The organism is Streptomyces sp. B93, assembly GCF_018070565.1.
Lineage (GTDB): Bacteria > Actinomycetota > Actinomycetes > Streptomycetales > Streptomycetaceae > Streptomyces.
In genome coordinates this window covers 21,154-37,664 of record NZ_JAGPXL010000026.1, presented here as the reverse complement: position 1 = coordinate 37,664, position 16,511 = coordinate 21,154, and the positions used below count along the sequence as shown (strand labels likewise).

The 16,511-nt window shown below is 72.6% G+C and carries 16 protein-coding genes and 1 pseudogene; 3 read left to right on the top strand and 14 right to left on the bottom strand.

The window, feature by feature from the left end:
- The first annotated feature begins 58 nt into the window (after positions 1-58).
- Positions 59-463, top strand: a complete 405-nt coding sequence (locus KBY47_RS23225; RefSeq protein ID WP_210923765.1) for a hypothetical protein — start codon at positions 59-61, stop codon at positions 461-463.
- A 76-nt stretch (positions 464-539) separates the two neighbouring features.
- Here the strand turns inward: KBY47_RS23225 and der are convergent, their stop codons facing one another.
- The 5 genes from der to aroH form a co-directional block, all read right to left on the bottom strand.
- Positions 540-2,021: a ribosome biogenesis GTPase Der gene (der, locus tag KBY47_RS23220; protein ID WP_210923763.1), complete on the bottom strand. Its 1,482-nt coding sequence runs from the start codon at positions 2,019-2,021 to the stop codon at positions 540-542.
- 79 nt (positions 2,022-2,100) lie between these two features.
- Positions 2,101-2,748: a 1-acyl-sn-glycerol-3-phosphate acyltransferase gene (locus KBY47_RS23215; RefSeq protein ID WP_210923761.1), complete on the bottom strand. Its 648-nt coding sequence runs from the start codon at positions 2,746-2,748 to the stop codon at positions 2,101-2,103.
- Positions 2,745-3,422 (bottom strand): (d)CMP kinase, encoded by a 678-nt coding sequence (cmk, locus tag KBY47_RS23210; RefSeq protein WP_210923759.1) that lies wholly within the window; start codon positions 3,420-3,422, stop codon positions 2,745-2,747. Before cmk ends, KBY47_RS23215 begins: the two co-directional genes overlap by 4 nt.
- Before the next feature lie 201 nt (positions 3,423-3,623).
- A complete protein-coding gene (locus KBY47_RS23205; RefSeq protein ID WP_210923757.1) occupies positions 3,624-4,709 on the bottom strand; it encodes a prephenate dehydrogenase in 1,086 nt (361 codons plus the stop codon).
- Positions 4,706-5,068: a chorismate mutase gene (gene aroH, locus KBY47_RS23200; RefSeq protein ID WP_210923756.1), complete on the bottom strand. Its 363-nt coding sequence runs from the start codon at positions 5,066-5,068 to the stop codon at positions 4,706-4,708. The genes KBY47_RS23205 and aroH overlap by 4 nt, the downstream gene beginning before the upstream one ends.
- Before the next feature lie 174 nt (positions 5,069-5,242).
- On the opposite strand from aroH, the gene KBY47_RS23195 reads away from it, so the two are divergent.
- Together KBY47_RS23195 and KBY47_RS23190 are read left to right on the top strand one after the other, a co-directional pair.
- Positions 5,243-5,653 carry a Rieske (2Fe-2S) protein gene (locus KBY47_RS23195; RefSeq protein ID WP_210923755.1) on the top strand — a complete coding sequence of 137 codons (411 nt, stop codon included), beginning with the start codon at positions 5,243-5,245 and terminating at the stop codon, positions 5,651-5,653.
- 22 nt (positions 5,654-5,675) lie between these two features.
- Positions 5,676-6,366: pseudogene (locus tag KBY47_RS23190) on the top strand (DNA polymerase beta superfamily protein).
- 11 nt (positions 6,367-6,377) lie between these two features.
- Here KBY47_RS23190 and KBY47_RS23185 read toward each other — a convergent pair.
- The 9 genes from KBY47_RS23185 to KBY47_RS23145 all read right to left on the bottom strand — a co-directional run bounded on the left by KBY47_RS23185 (position 6,378) and on the right by KBY47_RS23145 (position 16,438).
- On the bottom strand, positions 6,378-7,400 hold the full coding sequence (locus KBY47_RS23185; RefSeq protein WP_210923754.1) for an ADP-ribosylglycohydrolase family protein: 1,023 nt from the start codon (positions 7,398-7,400) through the stop codon (positions 6,378-6,380).
- The gene (locus KBY47_RS23180) at positions 7,397-8,116 is read right to left on the bottom strand and encodes an NUDIX domain-containing protein (RefSeq protein WP_210923853.1); all 720 of its coding nucleotides are present in this window, start codon (positions 8,114-8,116) and stop codon (positions 7,397-7,399) included. Before KBY47_RS23180 ends, KBY47_RS23185 begins: the two co-directional genes overlap by 4 nt.
- Positions 8,117-8,193: 77 nt before the next feature.
- Positions 8,194-9,258 (bottom strand): pseudouridine synthase, encoded by a 1,065-nt coding sequence (locus tag KBY47_RS23175; RefSeq protein WP_210923753.1) that lies wholly within the window; start codon positions 9,256-9,258, stop codon positions 8,194-8,196.
- Positions 9,258-9,902, bottom strand: coding sequence for an SMC-Scp complex subunit ScpB (scpB, locus tag KBY47_RS23170; RefSeq protein ID WP_210923752.1), 645 nt, complete (start codon positions 9,900-9,902; stop codon positions 9,258-9,260). The genes KBY47_RS23175 and scpB overlap by 1 nt, the downstream gene beginning before the upstream one ends.
- Positions 9,899-10,894: a ScpA family protein gene (locus KBY47_RS23165; RefSeq protein ID WP_210923751.1), complete on the bottom strand. Its 996-nt coding sequence runs from the start codon at positions 10,892-10,894 to the stop codon at positions 9,899-9,901. The genes scpB and KBY47_RS23165 overlap by 4 nt, the downstream gene beginning before the upstream one ends.
- A gap of 18 nt (positions 10,895-10,912) precedes the next feature.
- Positions 10,913-11,482 (bottom strand): hypothetical protein, encoded by a 570-nt coding sequence (locus KBY47_RS23160; RefSeq protein ID WP_308405249.1) that lies wholly within the window; start codon positions 11,480-11,482, stop codon positions 10,913-10,915.
- Entirely contained in the window at positions 11,467-12,603 is a 1,137-nt protein-coding gene (locus KBY47_RS23155; protein ID WP_210923750.1) for a ParA family protein, read from the bottom strand. Before KBY47_RS23155 ends, KBY47_RS23160 begins: the two co-directional genes overlap by 16 nt.
- 424 nt (positions 12,604-13,027) lie before the next feature.
- Positions 13,028-14,143 (bottom strand): alanine dehydrogenase, encoded by a 1,116-nt coding sequence (ald, locus tag KBY47_RS23150; RefSeq protein WP_210923849.1) that lies wholly within the window; start codon positions 14,141-14,143, stop codon positions 13,028-13,030.
- Positions 14,144-14,281: 138 nt separating this feature from the next.
- Entirely contained in the window at positions 14,282-16,438 is a 2,157-nt protein-coding gene (locus KBY47_RS23145) for a tetratricopeptide repeat protein (protein WP_210923748.1), read from the bottom strand.
- Positions 16,439-16,511: the final 73 nt, after the last annotated feature.

Genomic DNA, 16,511 nt, shown 5'->3' with positions numbered 1-16,511 from the left:
GCCCCCGCCCGCACCTCCCGGCCCGCATCCCTTGACGCGCGAGGTCGTTTGGACATACGTGCACGCATACGACGTTTCCCCCCGTCCTTCCCGTCCGTCGGCCGTCTCCGCGCGACCGTCGCATGACCCCCAGGGCGGCCCATCGGCCACGCCGATCTACGACGCGCTCTACGCCGAGTACGTCAAGACCTTCCGCGCGCTGCCGGGCGACCGCAGCGGCGAGGAGGAGCTGGGCTTCACGGCCTTCGGGCCGGTCCCGCACAGTACGGGCGGGTTCGCGATCCCGGCCCCCGCGTCGTACGGCGGTTCCTACGGCGCGTACAGCGCGGGCGCCGGGGCGGCCCGGCAGGGCGCGGGGCAGCAGTGGCACCGGGTCGGGCAGTTCGGCCGGACCGGGGAGCAGACCACCGCCATGCACCATGTCCCGGCGGCGCTCCCCCCAGCGCCCCGCAGAGGCCTCTGACGGCGCACGGCGCACGACTGAGGGGCGGCCCCGGACCACCGGGACCGCCCCTCATGTCATGTCCGACGTCACACGGCTACTTCTTCTTCCCGCGCTTCTCCCGCACCCGCACGGAGATGTGGATCGGCGTGCCCTCGAAGCCGAACTCCTCGCGCAGCCGGCGCTCGATGAAGCGGCGGTAGCCCGCCTCGATGAAGCCACTGGCGAACAGCACGAACCGCGGCGGCTTGGTGCCCGCCTGGGTACCGAACAGGATGCGCGGCTGCTTGCCGCCCCGGACCGGGTGCGGATGGGCGGAGACCAGTTCGCCGAGGAAGGCGTTGAGGCGGCCGGTCGGCACCCGGGTCTCCCAGCCGGCGAGGGCCGTCTCGATCGCCGGGACCAGCTTCTCCATGTGCCGCCCGGTGTGCGCGGAGACGTTCACCCGGGGCGCCCACGCCACCTGGCCCAGCTCGGTCTCGATCTCCCGCTCCAGGTAGTAGCGGCGCTCCTCGTCGAGGGTGTCCCACTTGTTGTACGCGAGGACGAGCGCGCGGCCCGCCTCCACGGCCATGGTGACGATGCGCTGGTCCTGCACGGAGATGGAGTCGGCGGCGTCGATCAGGACGACGGCGACCTCGGCCTTCTCCACGGCCGCGGCGGTGCGCAGCGAGGCGTAGTAGTCGGCGCCCTGCTGGAGGTGGACCCGCTTGCGGATACCGGCGGTGTCGACGAACTTCCAGGTCTTGCCGCCCAGTTCGATCAGCTCGTCGACCGGGTCGCGGGTGGTGCCCGCGAGTTCGTTGACGACGACGCGCTCCTCGCCCGCGACCTTGTTCAGCAGTGAGGACTTGCCGACGTTCGGGCGGCCGATCAGCGCGACCCGGCGCGGCCCGCCGAAGCCCGCCCCGCCGAACGTCTCGCGCGGCGCCTCCGGCAGCGCCTCCAGCACGGCGTCCAGCATGTCGCCGGTGCCGCGGCCGTGCAGGGCGGAGACGGGATGCGGTTCGCCGAGGCCGAGGGACCACAGATACGCCGCGTCGGCCTCCCCGCTCGGCCCGTCGACCTTGTTGGCGCACAGCACCACGGGCTTGCCGGCCTTGCGCAGCAGCCGTACGACCGCCTCGTCGGTGTCGGTGGCGCCCACCTTGGCGTCGACGACGAAGACCACGGCGTCGGCGGCGTCGATCGCGAACTCGGCCTGCGCGGCGACGGAGGCGTCGATGCCGAAGACGTCCTGCTCCCAGCCGCCGGTGTCGACGACCTTGAAGCGGCGGCCCGCCCACTCGGCCTCGTAGGTCACGCGGTCCCGGGTGACGCCCGGCTTGTCCTCCACGACCGCCTCCCGGCGGCCGATGACCCGGTTCACCAGGGTCGACTTGCCGACGTTCGGGCGGCCCACGACGGCGACGACGGGCAGCGGGCCGTGCCCGGCCGCCTCGATGGCGCCCTCGACCTCCTCCAGGTCGAAGCCCTCTTCCGCGGCGAGCTCCATGAACTCCGCGTACTCGGCGTCGCCGAGTGCCCCGTGCTCGTGCTCGAACCCGGCCGAGCCGTCGGGCTGGATGTGGTCGTTCATGAAGTCCGTACCTCGTCGTTCATCGTGGTGATCGGTGGAGTGCCCGTTCCGTCCGGACAGATCCACTACTCAGTGTCGCCTAGCGTCCGGTGAGACGCCTGGCGTTTTCCAGGTGCGCGGTGAGCTGCTTCTGGATGCGCTCGGTGGCCTCGTCGAGGGCCTTGCGGGTGCGGCGGCCGGTGCCGTCCCCCGCATCGAAGGGGTCCCCGAAGACCACGTCGATACGGCTGCGCAGCGCGGGCAGCCCCTTCACCAACCGTCCGGGCCGCCCGGAACTTCCCAGCACGGCCACCGGGACGACCGGCGCCCCGCTGCGGACGGCGAAGTAGGCGAGCCCGGCGCGCAGCGCGGCGAAGTCGCCCTCGCCCCGGGTGCCCTCGGGGAATATCCCGAGCACCCCGCCCGCCTCCAGCACGCCCAGCGCCCGGGTGATCGCCGTGCGGTCGGTGCCCTCGCGGTCCACCTTCAGCTGGCCGATACCGGTCAGGAAGGGGTCGAGCGGGCCGACGAACGCCTCCTTCTTGATCAGGAAGTGCGTCGGCCTGGGCGCCACGCCCATCACCATCGGGCCGTCGATGTTGTGGGAGTGGTTGACGGCGAGGATCGCCGGGCCGCTCGCGGGCATCCGCCAGGCGCCCAGGACCCGCGGCCGCCACAGCCCGTACATCAGGCCGACGCCGATGCGGCGGCCCACCTCCGCACCTCGTACCGACGGCACCTCGGTCACCTTCCGGCCCGCTTCTCCTCGACGAGGGTGACCACGCACTCGATGACCTGCGGCAGGGTCAGCTCGGTGGTGTCGACCTCGACGGCGTCGTCCGCCTTCGCCAGCGGCGAGGCCTTGCGGCTGGAGTCGGCCGCGTCCCGCTTCAGCAGGGCCTCCCGGGTGCTGTGCACGTCGGCGCCCTTCAGCTCACCGCTGCGGCGGGCGGCCCGGGCCTCCGGCGAGGCGGTCAGGAAGATCTTCAGATCGGCGTCGGGCAGCACGGTCGTACCGATGTCCCGCCCCTCGACGACGATGCCCCGCTCGGCCCTGGCGGCGATGGACCGCTGGAGCTCGGTGATCCGCGCCCGCACCTCGGGCACCGCGCTGACCGCGCTGACCTTGGAGGTGACCTCCTGGGTACGGATCGGCCCGGCGACATCCGTGCCGTCGACCGTGATCGTCGGGTGGGCCGGGTCGGTGCCGGAGACGATGTCCGGCTTGCCCGCGGCGGCGGCGATCGCGGCCGGGTCGTCGATGTCGATGCCGTTGGCCACCATCCACCAGGTGATCGCCCGGTACTGGGCGCCGGTGTCCAGGTAGCTCAGCCCGAGCTGCGCCGCCACGGCCTTCGACGTGCTCGACTTGCCCGTCCCGGAGGGGCCGTCGATGGCGACAATCACTGCGGCGCGTTCCACTGTGGAAACACCTTTCCTGGTCCTGGGCGTCGGGAAGGGCGGAGTACGCCCGGAACAAGGTTACTGGGTGCGGCTCACCCATCCGGCCGACGGATGTCGGAGCCAGCCCGTCCGGCGATTGAGGACGAGGCCCGTTCAGGGCCGAAGCGGGGGTGTGGGGGCGGCGGCCCCCACGACGACGGCAGGACAACGCCGGGCGCCCTACTGCCGGACCGACCACCCTCGCTCCCGAAGCGCCGCGGCCAGCACCGGCGCCGCCTTCGGCTCGACCATGAGCTGCACCAGCCCCGCCTGCTGCCCCGTAGCGTGCTCGATGCGCACGTCCTCGATGTTGACCCCGGCCCGCCCCGCGTCGGCGAAGATGCGGGCCAGCTGCCCCGGCTGGTCGTCGATGAGTACCGCGACCACCTCGTAGACCCGCGGAGCGGACCCGTGCTTGCCGGGCACGCGGACCTGCCCGGCGTTCCCGCGCCGCAGGACGTCCTCGATCCCGGCGCTGCCCTCCAGCCGCTTGGCCTCGTCGGAGGACTGGAGGGAGCGCAGGGCGCGGACCGTCTCGTCGAGGTCGGCGGCGACGTCCGTGAGCAGGTCGGCGACCGGCCCGGGGTTGGCGGAGAGGATGTCGATCCACATCCGGGGGTCGGAGGCGGCGATCCGGGTCACATCGCGGATGCCCTGCCCGCACAGCCGTACGGCGGACTCCTCGGCGTTCTCCAGGCGGGCCGCGACCAGGCTGGACAGCAGGTGGGGCATGTGCGAGACGAGGGCCACGGCACGGTCGTGCGCGTCGGCGTCCATGACGACCGGCACGGCCCGGCAGTGCGAGACCAGTTCCAGGGCGAGGTTGAGCACCTCGGTGTCGGTGTCCCGGGTCGGGGTGAGCACCCAGGGCCGCCCCTCGAAGAGGTCGCCGGTCGCGGCCAGCGGCCCGGACCGCTCCCGCCCCGACATGGGGTGGGTGCCGATGTACGACGTCAGGTCGAGTCCCAGCGCCTGAAGCTCCCGGCGCGGCCCGCCCTTGACGCTGGCGACGTCGAGGTAGCCACGGGCCAGACCGCGCCGCATCGCGTCGGCGAGCACCGCGGCGACATGGGCGGGCGGCGCGGCGACGATCGCGAGGTCGACGGGCCCCTCGGGCGCCTCGTCCGTCCCGGCGCCCAGCGCGGCGGCGGTACGCGCCTGCTCGGGGTCGTGGTCGGTGAGGTGCACGACCACACCGCGCTGGACGAGGGCGAGCGCGGCGGACGTACCGATGAGACCGGTGCCGATGACGAGTGCGGTCCTCACTGGGCGATGTCCTTGCGCAGAGCGGCGGCGGCGCCGAGGTAGACGTGGTTGATGTCGGAGCGGGCCCGGTCGGACTCGATGTGCGCGAGGATCCGCACCACGCGCGGCATGGCACCGGCCACGTCCAGCTCCTGGGCGCAGATCAGCGGTACGTCGACGATGCCGAGCTTGCGGGCCGCGGCGGCCGGGAAGTCGCTGTGCAGGTCGGGTGTGGCGGTGAACCAGATGCTGATGAGGTCGTCGGTGGTGAGCCCGTTCCGTTCCAGCACGGCGGTGAGCAGGGCCCCGACCTGCTGGTCCATGTGTCCGGCCTCGTCCCGCTCCAGCTGGACGGCCCCCCGGACCGCTCGTACCGCCACAACCCGCTCCTTAGCTCGGCTCTCCGTCCGTCCAGCGTAGTCAGCCCGCCGGGACCGGGCGCGCGGCGCCCGCCCGCTGAGACGCCGACAGCGGCGCGGGTTCCTTCGTCCCCGGCGCCTTCGGTGCGAGGATGCTGCTGCCTGTCCCGGACGCACACCGACGGAGTGACGATCATGACCCACGGCCCCAACCGGCGTACGGTCCTCCTCGCGACCGGCGCGGCAGCGCTCGCCGCGGGCTGCGGCGGCGACGGCGGAGACAGCGGGGACTCACCCTCCGGCACCGACGCCTCCCCCGGCCGGGAGCTGGCGAGGACGTCGGACGTCCCGGTCGGCGGCGGCACCGTCTTCAAGGACGCGAAGGTGGTGGTGACCCAGCCGGAGGAGGGTGAGTTCAAGGCCTTCTCCAGCATCTGCACCCACCAGCGGTGCCCGGTGGCCGACGTCTCGGACGGCACCATCAACTGCACCTGCCACGGCAGCAGGTTCAGCATCACGGACGGCTCCGTGGCCCATCCGCCCGCGACCAGGCCGCTGCCCGAGAAGGAGATCACCGTGGAGGGAAATTCGATCCTCCTGGCGTGATCCACGCCGTACGCTCCGGGCCATGCGCCCCGCAACCCCGATGACCCTGGTACGCGACCACACCGTCTACGCCTGTGTCATGGGCTCACGCGCCTTCGGCCTGGCGACGGAGGGCAGCGACACCGACCGCCGTGGCGTGTTCGTCGCCCCCACCCCGCTGTTCTGGCGCTTCGAGAAGCCGCCGACCCATGTGGACGGCCCGGCCGAGGAGCAGTTCAGCTGGGAGCTGGAACGCTTCTGCGAGCTGGCGCTGCGCGCCAACCCGAACATCCTGGAGTGCCTGCACTCCCCGCTCGTGGAGCACGCCGACGCGACGGGCCGTGAACTGCTGGAGCTGCGCGGCGCGTTCCTCTCCCGTCACGCGCACCTGTCGTTCACCCGGTACGCCCAGGGCCAGCGGGGGAAACTGGAGGCCGACGTCCGCACGCACGGCGCGCCCCGCTGGAAGCACGCCATGCATCTGCTGCGGCTGCTGCTGAGCGTCCGCGACCTGCTGCGCACCGGACAGCTCACCGTCGACGTCGGCGACCAGGGCGAGCCGCTGCTCGCCGTGAAGCGCGGCGAGGTCTCCTGGGGGGGAGGTCGAGGCCTGGATGACCCGTCTGGAGGCGGAGGCCGAGGCGGCTCTGCACCGCTCACCGCTCCCGCCCGAACCGGACCGCCGCCGCGTGGAGGACTTCCTGGTCCGGGTCCGCCGCGCCTCGGCGCGGTGACGTCAAGGGCCTCAGGAATCCCACAGCGCCCCCAGCGTCACCAGTTCCCCCCGGTACTCGACGCGGTCCGCCCACTCGCTCGGCCAGGCGTCCGCGCCGAGGTACGCCCCCGCGAAGGCGCCGGTCAGACAGGCTATGGAGTCGGAGTCGCCGGAGGTGCAGGCGGCCCGGCGCAGCGCGGTCAGCGGCTCGTCGACGAAGAGCAGGAAGCACAGCAGCCCGGTCGCCAGCGCCTCCTCGGCGATCCAGCCCTCGCCGGTGGCCAGACAGGGGTCGGTCTCCGGTGAGACCGTGCGCACGGCCCGCTGGAGCCGTTCCAGGACGGCCAGGCACTCGTCCCAGCCGCGCGCGATGAAGTGCTCGGCGCTGGGGTCCTGTGCCCGCCGCCACAGGTCACCGAGCCAGCGCTCGTGGTAGCGGGAGCGGTTCTCGTAGGCGTACGACCGCAAGCGCCCGACGAGCCCGGTCGGCTCGGCCCCCCGCGCGAGCAGCCGTACGGCGTGCGCGGTGAGGTCGGAGGCGGCGAGCGCCGTCGGGTGCCCGTGCGTGAGCGCGGCCTGGAGCTGGGCGGCGCCCGCGCGCTGCTCGTCGCTGAGCCCGGGGACCAGGCCGACCGGGGCGACGCGCATGTTGGCGCCGCAGCCCTTGGAGTGGATCCGGCTGGCGTCCTGCCAGGGCCGTTCCGGGTCCGCCAGCAGCTCGCAGGCCCTGATGCAGGTGGTGCCGGGGGCGCGGTTGTTCTCCGGTGAGCGGTTCCAGGCGACGTACTCCCGGCGCACCGCCCCGGCCATCGCCTCCGGCCCGAGCACCCCCCGGTCCATCGCCGTCCGCAGCCCCCGCCCCAGCGCCAGCGTCATCTGGGTGTCGTCGGTGACGGTCGCGGGCGTCGGCAGCCGCATTTCCCGCCAGGGGCCGCACTGGGCGAGGATCGACGGCACGTCGTTGAACTCGGTCGGGAAGCCGAGCGCGTCGCCGAGGGCGAGACCGGTGAGGGCCCCGGTGGCGGCGCGCTTGGTGACGGTCGTGGCGGTCATGCGGGACGTCCTTCCCGGGTCGGGCGGAGGAGGGGCGGGTGCAGGGCGGCGGCGGGACCGGCGCGGTACAGCGCCGCCGGTTTCCCCCGACCCCCGGTCAGCCGGGCCCCACCGGGCACCGGCTCGACGAAGCCCGGCGTGGCGAGCACCTTGCGGCGGAAGTTGGGCCGGTCCAGCGCGGTGCCCCACACGCTCTCGTAGACCTGTTGCAGCTCGCCGAGGGTGAACTCGGGCGGGCAGAACGCGGTGGCGAGGCAGCTGTACTCCAGCTTGGCGCCGACGCGTTCGCGGGCGTCGGCGAGGATCCGGTCGTGGTCGAAGGCGAGCGGCCCGACGGCGTCGAAGGCCACCCAGCGCGCCTGGGCCGCGTCGCTGCCGCCGTGCGCCTCCGGGGCGTCGGGCAGCAGGGCGGTGAAGGCGACGGAGACGACCCGCATCCGGGGGTCGCGCTCGGGTTCGCTGTACGTCCGCAGCTGTTCCAGGTGGAGCCCGGAGACGTCGTACAGCCCGGTCTCCTCGGCGAGTTCGCGCCGGGCGGCCGTCTCCGCGGACTCGTCGGGCTGGACGAAGCCGCCGGGCAGCGCCCAGTGCCCGGCGTAGGGCTCCTGTCCGTGCTCGACGAGCAGGACGTGCAGCGCGCCCGCGCGGAGCGTGAGGACCGCGAGGTCGACGGTGACGGCGAAGGGCTCGTAGGCGTGTTTGTCGTAGCCGTGCATGACGACGGCCACCCCCTTTAATAGTCACTGCGACTATAAAAGGGGGTGGCCGGGGGAGGCAACCCTCAGGCGACCGCCTACAGGTCGACCTCCTTCATCAGCATCCCGACCTCGGTGTTGGAGAGCCTGCGCAGCCAGCCGCTCTTCTGGTCGCCCAGGGTGATCGGCCCGAAGGCGGTGCGCACCAGCTTGTCGACGGGGAAGCCCGCCTCCGCCAGCATCCGGCGCACGATGTGCTTGCGGCCCTCGTGCAGGGTGACCTCGACGAGGTAGTTCTTGCCGGTCTGCTCGACGACCCGGAAGTGGTCCGCGCGCGCGTACCCGTCCTCCAGCTGGATGCCGTCCTTCAGGCGCTTGCCCAGGTCGCGCGGGATCGGGCCGACGATGTGCGCGAGGTAGGTCTTCTTCACTCCGTACCGGGGGTGGGTCAGGCGGTGGGCCAGCTCACCGTGGTTGGTGAGCAGGATGACGCCCTCGGTCTCGGTGTCGAGGCGGCCGACGTGGAACAGCCGGGTCTCCCGGTTGGTGACGTAGTCGCCCAGGCACTGGCGGCCCTCCGGGTCCTCCATGGTGGAGACGACCCCGGCGGGCTTGTTCAACGAGAAGAACTGGTACGACTGCGTGGCGACGGTCAGCCCGTCGACCTTGATCTCGTCGTGCTCCGGATCGACCCGCTTGCCCTGCTCCAGGACGATCTCGCCGTTGACCTCGACCCTGGCCTGCTCGATCAGCTCCTCGCAGGCGCGCCGGGAGCCGTAGCCCGCGCGTGCGAGCACCTTCTGGAGGCGCTCGCCCTCCTGCTCGGCGCCGGGGAAGGTCTTGGGCGGCTTGACGTCCTTCCTGCCCGCGTACCGCTCCCGGTTGCGCTCCTCGACCCGGGCGTCGTACTCCCGGGAGCGCGCGGGCGCCGTACGCCCGCGCCCGCCGCCGCCCTGCTTGGGGCCGCCCTTGGCGGCACCGCGCGCGGACGCGCCGCGCCCCGCCTTGGGGCCGTCCTTGGTGGCGCCGGGGCCCACGTCGTAGCGGCGCTCCTCGGGGCGGGGCTTGCGGGGGCGACCCTGCCCCTGCTTCTGGTCCCTGTCGTTACCGGCACCGCGGTGGTTACCGCGCCCGCCGCTCTTGCCGCTGCCGCTGCTTCGCATCAAAAGTCCGTCGTCTTGTCGTCTGCGTCCTCGGAATCCGGAGCGTCCGGATCGAACGACGGAACGCCTTCCTGCGTCTCGGCCTCGATCGCCTCCGCCTCCGGGAGGAAGGGCGCGAGTTCCGGAAGCTCGTCCAGGCCGCGCAGGCCCATCCGCTCCAGGAAGTAGTTCGTCGTCCTGTACAGGATCGCACCTGTTTCGGGTTCCGCGCCCGCCTCCTCGATCAGCCCCCTCTGCAGGAGGGTGCGCATCACGCCGTCGCAGTTCACCCCGCGCACCGCGGAGACCCTGCTCCGGCTGACGGGCTGGCGGTAGGCGACCACCGCGAGGGTCTCCAGCGCGGCCTGGGTGAGCCGCGCCACCTGGCCGTCCAGGACGAAGCCCTCGACGGCCGCCGCGTACTCGGGCCGGGTGTAGAAGCGCCAGCCGCCCGCGATCAGCCGCAGCTCGAAGCCGCGGCCCTGGACGGTGTACTCGTCGGCCAGCTCGCGCAGCGCGTCCGCGATCCGCCGCCGGGGCCGCTGGAGGATCTTCGCGAGGTGCTCCTCGGTCGCGGGCTCGTCCACGACCATGAGGACGGCCTCCAGCGCGGGCTTGAGTTCGAGATCGGCGACGGACGGCACGCCGGTGGTTGCCTCGCTCACGTCTTCTTCCCCTCCTCCGGCACCTCGGGCGGCCGGTCGAACTCGTCGGTCACCACCGGGGCGGCCTCCCCGTCCCCACCGGTCCAGCGCACCAGCAGCTCCCCCAGGGCGGTCTCCTGGTCCAGCGCCACGGCCTTCTCCCGGTACAGCTCCAGCAGCGCCAGGAACCGGGCTACGACGGTCAGGACGTCGTCGGTGTCCTCGACGAGCGCGCCGAAGCTGGCCTCGCCCAGCTCCCGCAGCCGCGCGACCACGATCCCGGCCTGCTCCTGCACGCTGACCAGCGGCGCGTGGATGTGCTCGACGTACACCTGCGGCTTGGGCCTGGGCTGCATCGCCTTGACGGCCAGTTTGGCGAACCCCTCCGGCCCGATCTTGATGACGACGTCCGGCAGCAGCTCGGCGTGGTGCGGTTCGAGTCCGACGGTACGGGGGTAGCGGCGGGCCTCGGCCTCCAGCCTGCCGCTGAAGATGTCGGCGATCTGCTTGTACGCCCGGTACTGGAGCAGCCGCGCGAACAGCAGGTCCCGCGCCTCCAGCAGCGCCAGGTCGGCCTCGTCCTCCACCTCGGCGGCGGGCAGCAGCCGGGCCGCCTTGAGGTCGAGCAGGGTCGCGGCGACGACCAGGAACTCGGTCGTCTCGTCCAGGTCCCAGTCCGGCCCCAGCGCCCTGATGTACGCCATGAACTCGTCGGTCACCTTCGACAGCGCGACCTCGGTGACGTCCAGCTTGTGCTTGGAGATCAGCTGGAGCAGCAGATCGAAGGGCCCCTCGAAGTTCGCCAGCCGCACCCGGAAGACACCGTCGTCGGCCTCTTCACCAGCGGCCGGGGTCTCAGGGCCCACCGGAGTCTCCGGAGCCACCGGACCCTCCGGCTCCACGACCTCGGCGACGGCCTCCGGCTCTGGCTCAACCGCCCCGGGGCCCCGCCCCAACGCACGCCGCCGCCCGGCACGGCCGGAAGCGGGGACAGAGGCACCAGGGGAGGTCATAACCCCCGCAGGCTACCCCTACCGTCCCCGCAGTCGCCGTACGAGGATGCTGGCGTCCCCCCGGGTCTCCAGATCGGCGAGGACGACCGCGACGGCCTCCCGGACGATCCGGCCGCGGTCCACGGCCAGCCCGTGCTCGCCGCGGAGGACCAGGCGCGCGTGCTCCAGGTCCATCAGCTCCTCGGCGGAGACGTACACGGTGATCTTCTCGTCGTGGCGCTCACGCCCGCTGGGACGGCGTGCGGAGGCCCGGCCACGCTTGCGCGGCTGGGCCGCCGCGGCGCCAGAACCTTCCTGCGCCGCCTGCCGCCGCGCGGAGCGCTCCGCGGACCGGCTGCGGGTCTCACCGCCGCCCTCCGCGGCCTCGGCGTCGGCCGCGACGTGCTCCGCCCCGTCGCCGTCACCGCCCTGCGCGGGCACGGACTGGGGCGCGTCCTCGGCGGCGGCCGTCTGGTCGCTCTCCCCGGCTGGCGCGGGCACCCGGGCCTCGCCGTTGGCCTGTCGTCTCGGGGTGGACGCCTGGAGCGCCATGCCCCCTGTCGTACGGAAGAGTTCGTCGGCCCCCGGCAGACTCACTCGGCGTGACACCGGGCGAGCACCTCCCTGGCGAGCTGGCGGTAGGCGGCGGCACCGACGGAGTTGGAGGCGTAGGTGGTGATCGGCTCACCGGCGACCGTGGTCTCCGGGAAGCGGACCGTGCGCCCGATGACCGTGTGGTAGACGTGGTCGTCGAAGGCCTCGACGACCCGCGCGAGCACCTCGCGGCTGTGCACGGTCCGGGAGTCGTACATCGTGGCCAGGATCCCGTCCAGCTCCAGCTCGGGGTTGAGCCGCTCCTGGACCTTCTCGATGGTCTCGGTCAGCAGCGCCACACCGCGCAGCGCGAAGAACTCGCACTCCAGCGGCACGATCACCTTGTGCGCGGCCGTCAGGGCGTTGACCGTGAGCAGGCCGAGCGAGGGCTGACAGTCGATCACGATGTAGTCGTAGTCGGGCAGCAGCGGCTTCAGGGCGCGCTGGAGCGACGACTCGCGGGCGACCTCGGAGACGAGCTGCACCTCGGCGGCGGACAGGTCGATGTTGCTGGGCAGCAGGTCCATGTTGGGGACAGCTGTCTTCAGCAGCACCTCGTCGGCCGACAGGCCCCGCTCCATGAGCAGGTTGTAGACGGTGAGGTCCAGCTCCATGGGGTTGACGCCGAGACCCACCGACAGCGCGCCCTGCGGGTCGAAGTCGACGAGCAGCACCCGGCGTCCGTACTCCGCGAGCGCGGCGCCCAGGTTGATGGTGGACGTGGTCTTGCCGACGCCACCCTTCTGGTTGCACATCGCGATGATGGTCGCGGGTCCGTGGTCGGTCAGCGGGCCCGGGATCGGGAAGTACGGCAGCGGGCGACCGGTCGGGCCGATGCGCTCACGGCGCTGCCGGGCCGCGTCGGGCGCGAGCGTGGCCGCGTACTCCGGATCGGGCTCGTACTCGGCGTCGGGGTCGTAGAAGTGCCCGTCGGGCAGTTCGTCGTAGTCGGCGAAGTGGTTGTGGGGCGCGCCACTTCCGTCGCCGGCCATGGCGTTCACGTGATGGCCATCCATGCTCTGGTGTGCTGGGCGAGTCACTCCCGCGGTCAGGGGACTCTGGTGGGCTGCGAAGGTGCGCACCGCGACGGAGCCGACAGCCTCGAACCCCGCGGAGCCCTGGCTCCGCGCCGCCATTCCTGGATGACCACCCCCGGGAGAAAATGTCGACTCATTCACAAGTCGTCTTACCTCCTTGGTGACCAGGAAACTTCTAGACAGGTCAGCGTGGCACCATGCCGACGGTTGGCGACTCTATGGCGTGTCGGGCGTCCGCAGCAACACAATCCGCCGGACCCGGCCGGATGTGTCGGTGATGAAACATCCCTCTGTCAAGGGCGTACGGCCGTCGCACGGCAGGTTTCACCGGTGTGCGAATCGGTTCAAGGGTTACGTTCGAGGCTAGTTGACCGAGCGACGCAAAGTGACCATACACACACTCGGCCGGACCTTGTCGGGCAAGGTCCGGCCGGGTTGACGAGGTTGACGTGCGGCTGACGTCCCGTGTTGACGTATCGCCTTTACGAAAAGGTGACTTAACCGCACGTCACCGCGGGCGGTCTCAGCCGAGCAGCGTGTCCAGTTCCACGTGCTCCAGGCCGTGCGCCTCGGCGACCTCCTTGTAAACGACCTTGCCGTCATGGGTGTTGAGACCCTTGGCCAGCGCGGGGTCACGGCGCAGTGCCTCGGCCCAGCCGTTGTTCGCCAGCGAGACGATGTACGGCAGCGTGGCGTTGGTGAGGGCGTTGGTGGAGGTGTTGGGCACCGCGCCGGGCATGTTGGCGACGCAGTAGAAGACCGAACCGTGCACCGGGAAGGTCGGCTCGGCGTGCGTGGTGGGGCGGGAGTCCTCGAAGCAGCCGCCCTGGTCGATCGCGATGTCGACAAGGACACTTCCCGGCTTCATCCGGGACACCAGCTCGTTGGTGACCAGCTTCGGCGCCTTCGCGCCCGGGATCAGCACCGCGCCGATGACGAGGTCGGCCTCCAGGACGGCCTTCTCCAGCTCGAAGGAGTTGGACATGATCGCCTTGACCTTGGTGCCGAAGATCCGGTCGGCCTCGCGCAGCTTGTTGATGTCGCGGTCGAGCAGGGTCACGTCGAAGCCCATGCCGACGGCGATCTGGGTGGCGTTCCAGCCGGACACACCGCCGCCGATGACGACGGCCTTGGCCGGGGTGACACCGGGGACGCCGCCGGGCAGCACACCGCGTCCGCCGGCCGCGCGCATCAGGTGGTAGGCGCCGACCTGTGGGGCGAGGCGTCCCGCGACCTCGGACATCGGGGCGAGCAGCGGGAGCGCCCGGCTGGGCAGCTCGACCGTCTCGTAGGCGATGGCGGTGGTGCCGGACTCGATGAGGGCGTCCGTGCACTCCTTGGAGGCGGCCAGGTGCAGGTAGGTGAAGAGCGTCTGGTCCTTGCGGAGGCGGTGGTACTCCTCGGCGATCGGCTCCTTGACCTTCAGCAGCAGGTCGGCGGTGGCCCACACCTCGTCGGCGGTGGCGAGGATCTCGGCACCGGCGGCGACGTACTCGGCGTCCGTGATCGAGGAGCCGACGCCCGCGCCGCGCTCGATGACGACCTGGTGGCCGTTGCGCACCAGCTCGTGCACACCGGCGGGGGTGATGGCCACCCGGAACTCGTTGTTCTTGACCTCGCGGGGGATGCCGACCTTCACGTCGATCACGGTCCTTGGCTCAGAGGGTGTATTGCGCGACATACCCGGATGTTCAGGGCACACCGGGAGACACCGCAGGAGAACGTGCGGCAGAGCCAGTTTAATGAAGGCGTTCCCGCTGTCTAGCCTTTCATTGCATCAATCTTCAGCGGGTGTACTGCGGATTTCGCAGGCGTTAGCGGCGTGTTCCATGGCTGGATCAGCGGCGTCGCCGTCCGCGGGCTCCACCGCGGCCTCCACCGCGGCTTCCTTCCCGGCCTCCTTCCCGGCCTCCTGGGGCGCCTCGGCCGGAACCTCGTCCTCCTCCCGAAGCTCCTCTCCCAGCATCCGCTCCGCCGCGCTGCGGTGCAGCCCGGCCGCCGTCGGGTCGCCGAGGTGGTCCAGGGTGTCGGCGATCCGCAGGTGCAGCGCGGCCTGGAGCCGTACGTCGTCGGCGCGGCGGGCCCACCCGACGGCCTCCTGGCAGGTGTGCAGCGACTCCTCGGGCCGCCCCGCGTACTCCTGCACCCGCGCCAGCTCGCTCAGCGCCCGCGCGTGCCCGGCCACGTCCTCCAGCCTGCGCAGGAACGCCGCGGCGGCCCGCCAGTTGCGCTGCGCCTCGCCGTAGCGGCCCGCGTAGGTGTGGGCGGACGCGATACGGCCGTACAGCCGGGCGGCGTCGGCGCGCTCGTCGCGGGCGAGACGCTCGGCCAGGGCACGGCCGAACCAGTCGGTGGCCCGGTCGTAGTCCCCCAGCTCCAGATGGGCACCGCCTACGGATTCCATCGCGCGGCCGGTCGCGTACGGGTCGTGCGCCTGCCGTCCGGCGTCCAGCGCGGCCCGGTAGCGGACCAGCGCCTCGCCGGTCCGGCCGGTCCGGGCGTCCAGGTCACCGAGGTTCAGCAGGGCCGCCGCCCGCTCCCGGGGCAGGCTCCGGCGCTCGGCCACGTCGAGGACGAGCCCGTGGATGCCGTACAGGTCGGGTGCCGCGGCCTCGGTGCCGAAGTGCGCGACCATCGCCCGCACCAGCTGCGACAGCAGCCGCCTGGCCAGCGTGTCGAGGTCCCCGTCGGCGACCGCGAGCCGGGCCGAGGCGAGCAGGGCGGGCCGCCGGATGCGCAGCCACTCGGCGGCCGCCCGGGGGCTGGGGAACCGCAGGGAGCGCGGCATGCCGAGCAGCTTCTCGCGGGCCTGCGGGCTGTCGGTCTCGGTGATGGCCCGGCAGGACTGGAGCAGCCGTACCGTGCGCTCCAGCATCCGGGCGCGGGCCAGGGTCAGCTCGGCCGGGCGGTCCTGGGTCTCGGTCAGCGCCCGCAGCAGGGGGTGCAGACAGCCCGGCACCTCGTACTGCGGCAGCGGCGACGGAACGGCCCGCAGCAGGCCGAGGGCGACGAAGTCGTCCAGGGTGGTGCGGGCGCCGCCGACCGAGCACCCGGCGAGCGCGGAGGCGGTGTGCGGGTCGACGTGTCCGGCGGGGGCGAGGGCGAGCAGCCGCAGGATCCGGGCGGCGGCGCTCGGCAGGGAGGCGTGCACGAGCCGGAAGACCCGCGGCAGCGGGGCCGTGTCGTCGCCCTCGGCGTGCAGCTGCTTGGCGAGGTCGGCGACGGCCGCCTGGGGACGGGCGGCCAGCCAGCCCCCGGCCAGCGTCAGCGCCGCGGGCTGGGCCTGGCACGCTTCCACCAGGCCCTCGGCGGCGCGCGGGTCGACGGTGATGCGGACCGAGCCGGTGTGCCGGGACAGGAGTTCCACGGCGGACTTGGTGTCGAGACCGCCCAGGGTGCACGGGCGGACGTCCGAGATGCCGGTGAGGGGGCCCTGGGCGACGACGACGGCCAGGCAGTCGGGGGTGTCCGGCAGCAGGTCGTCGACCTGTTCGGCGGTGACCGCGTCGTCCAGCACCAGGATCGCCCGGCGGTCGGCCAGGGCTTCGCGCAGGGCGGCGGTGAGGTCGTCGGCGGCGGCTCCGGCCGGGGTGGGCAGGTCCAGGGCGGTCAGCAGCTCACGGGCGCTGGTCTCGGTCGGTACGGGGGTGCCGTCGGCCTCGCTGAGCCGGGCGCGCAGCACCCCGTCCGGGTAGCGCGGGGCGACCTGCCGTACCAGCTCGCCGGCCAGCGCCGTACGGCCGGAGCCGGGGCGGCCCGCGATGAGCAGCACGCGCGCGCGGGGCGGCTTCTTCCCGGCGAGGGTGTCCAGGCCCGCGCGCTCGATGTCGGCGCACAGCTCCTTCAACTCCCGTGTGCGGCCCAGGAACCGGCCCCGGGCCGACGCGGATTCCGCCAGCTCGACGCCGCCTGTGTCCACCGCCTGATCCGTCACGGGCCACGCTCCCGTTCCACCGCACGCGCAAAGCCCGCCGGGACTCCGGTTCGGGCGTTTCCAGAGCCTAGTT

Coding starts and splice junctions, on each gene's coding strand:
- KBY47_RS23195 (WP_210923755.1), top strand. CDS start 5,243: ATGACCCACGGCCCCAACCGGCGTACGGTCCTCCTCGCGACCGGCGCG.
- KBY47_RS23155 (WP_210923750.1), bottom strand. CDS start 12,603: ATGGCGGCGCGGAGCCAGGGCTCCGCGGGGTTCGAGGCTGTCGGCTCC.
- KBY47_RS23185 (WP_210923754.1), bottom strand. CDS start 7,400: ATGACCGCCACGACCGTCACCAAGCGCGCCGCCACCGGGGCCCTCACC.
- KBY47_RS23165 (WP_210923751.1), bottom strand. CDS start 10,894: ATGACCTCCCCTGGTGCCTCTGTCCCCGCTTCCGGCCGTGCCGGGCGG.
- KBY47_RS23175 (WP_210923753.1), bottom strand. CDS start 9,258: ATGCGAAGCAGCGGCAGCGGCAAGAGCGGCGGGCGCGGTAACCACCGC.
- der (WP_210923763.1), bottom strand. CDS start 2,021: ATGAACGACCACATCCAGCCCGACGGCTCGGCCGGGTTCGAGCACGAG.
- KBY47_RS23180 (WP_210923853.1), bottom strand. CDS start 8,116: ATGCACGGCTACGACAAACACGCCTACGAGCCCTTCGCCGTCACCGTC.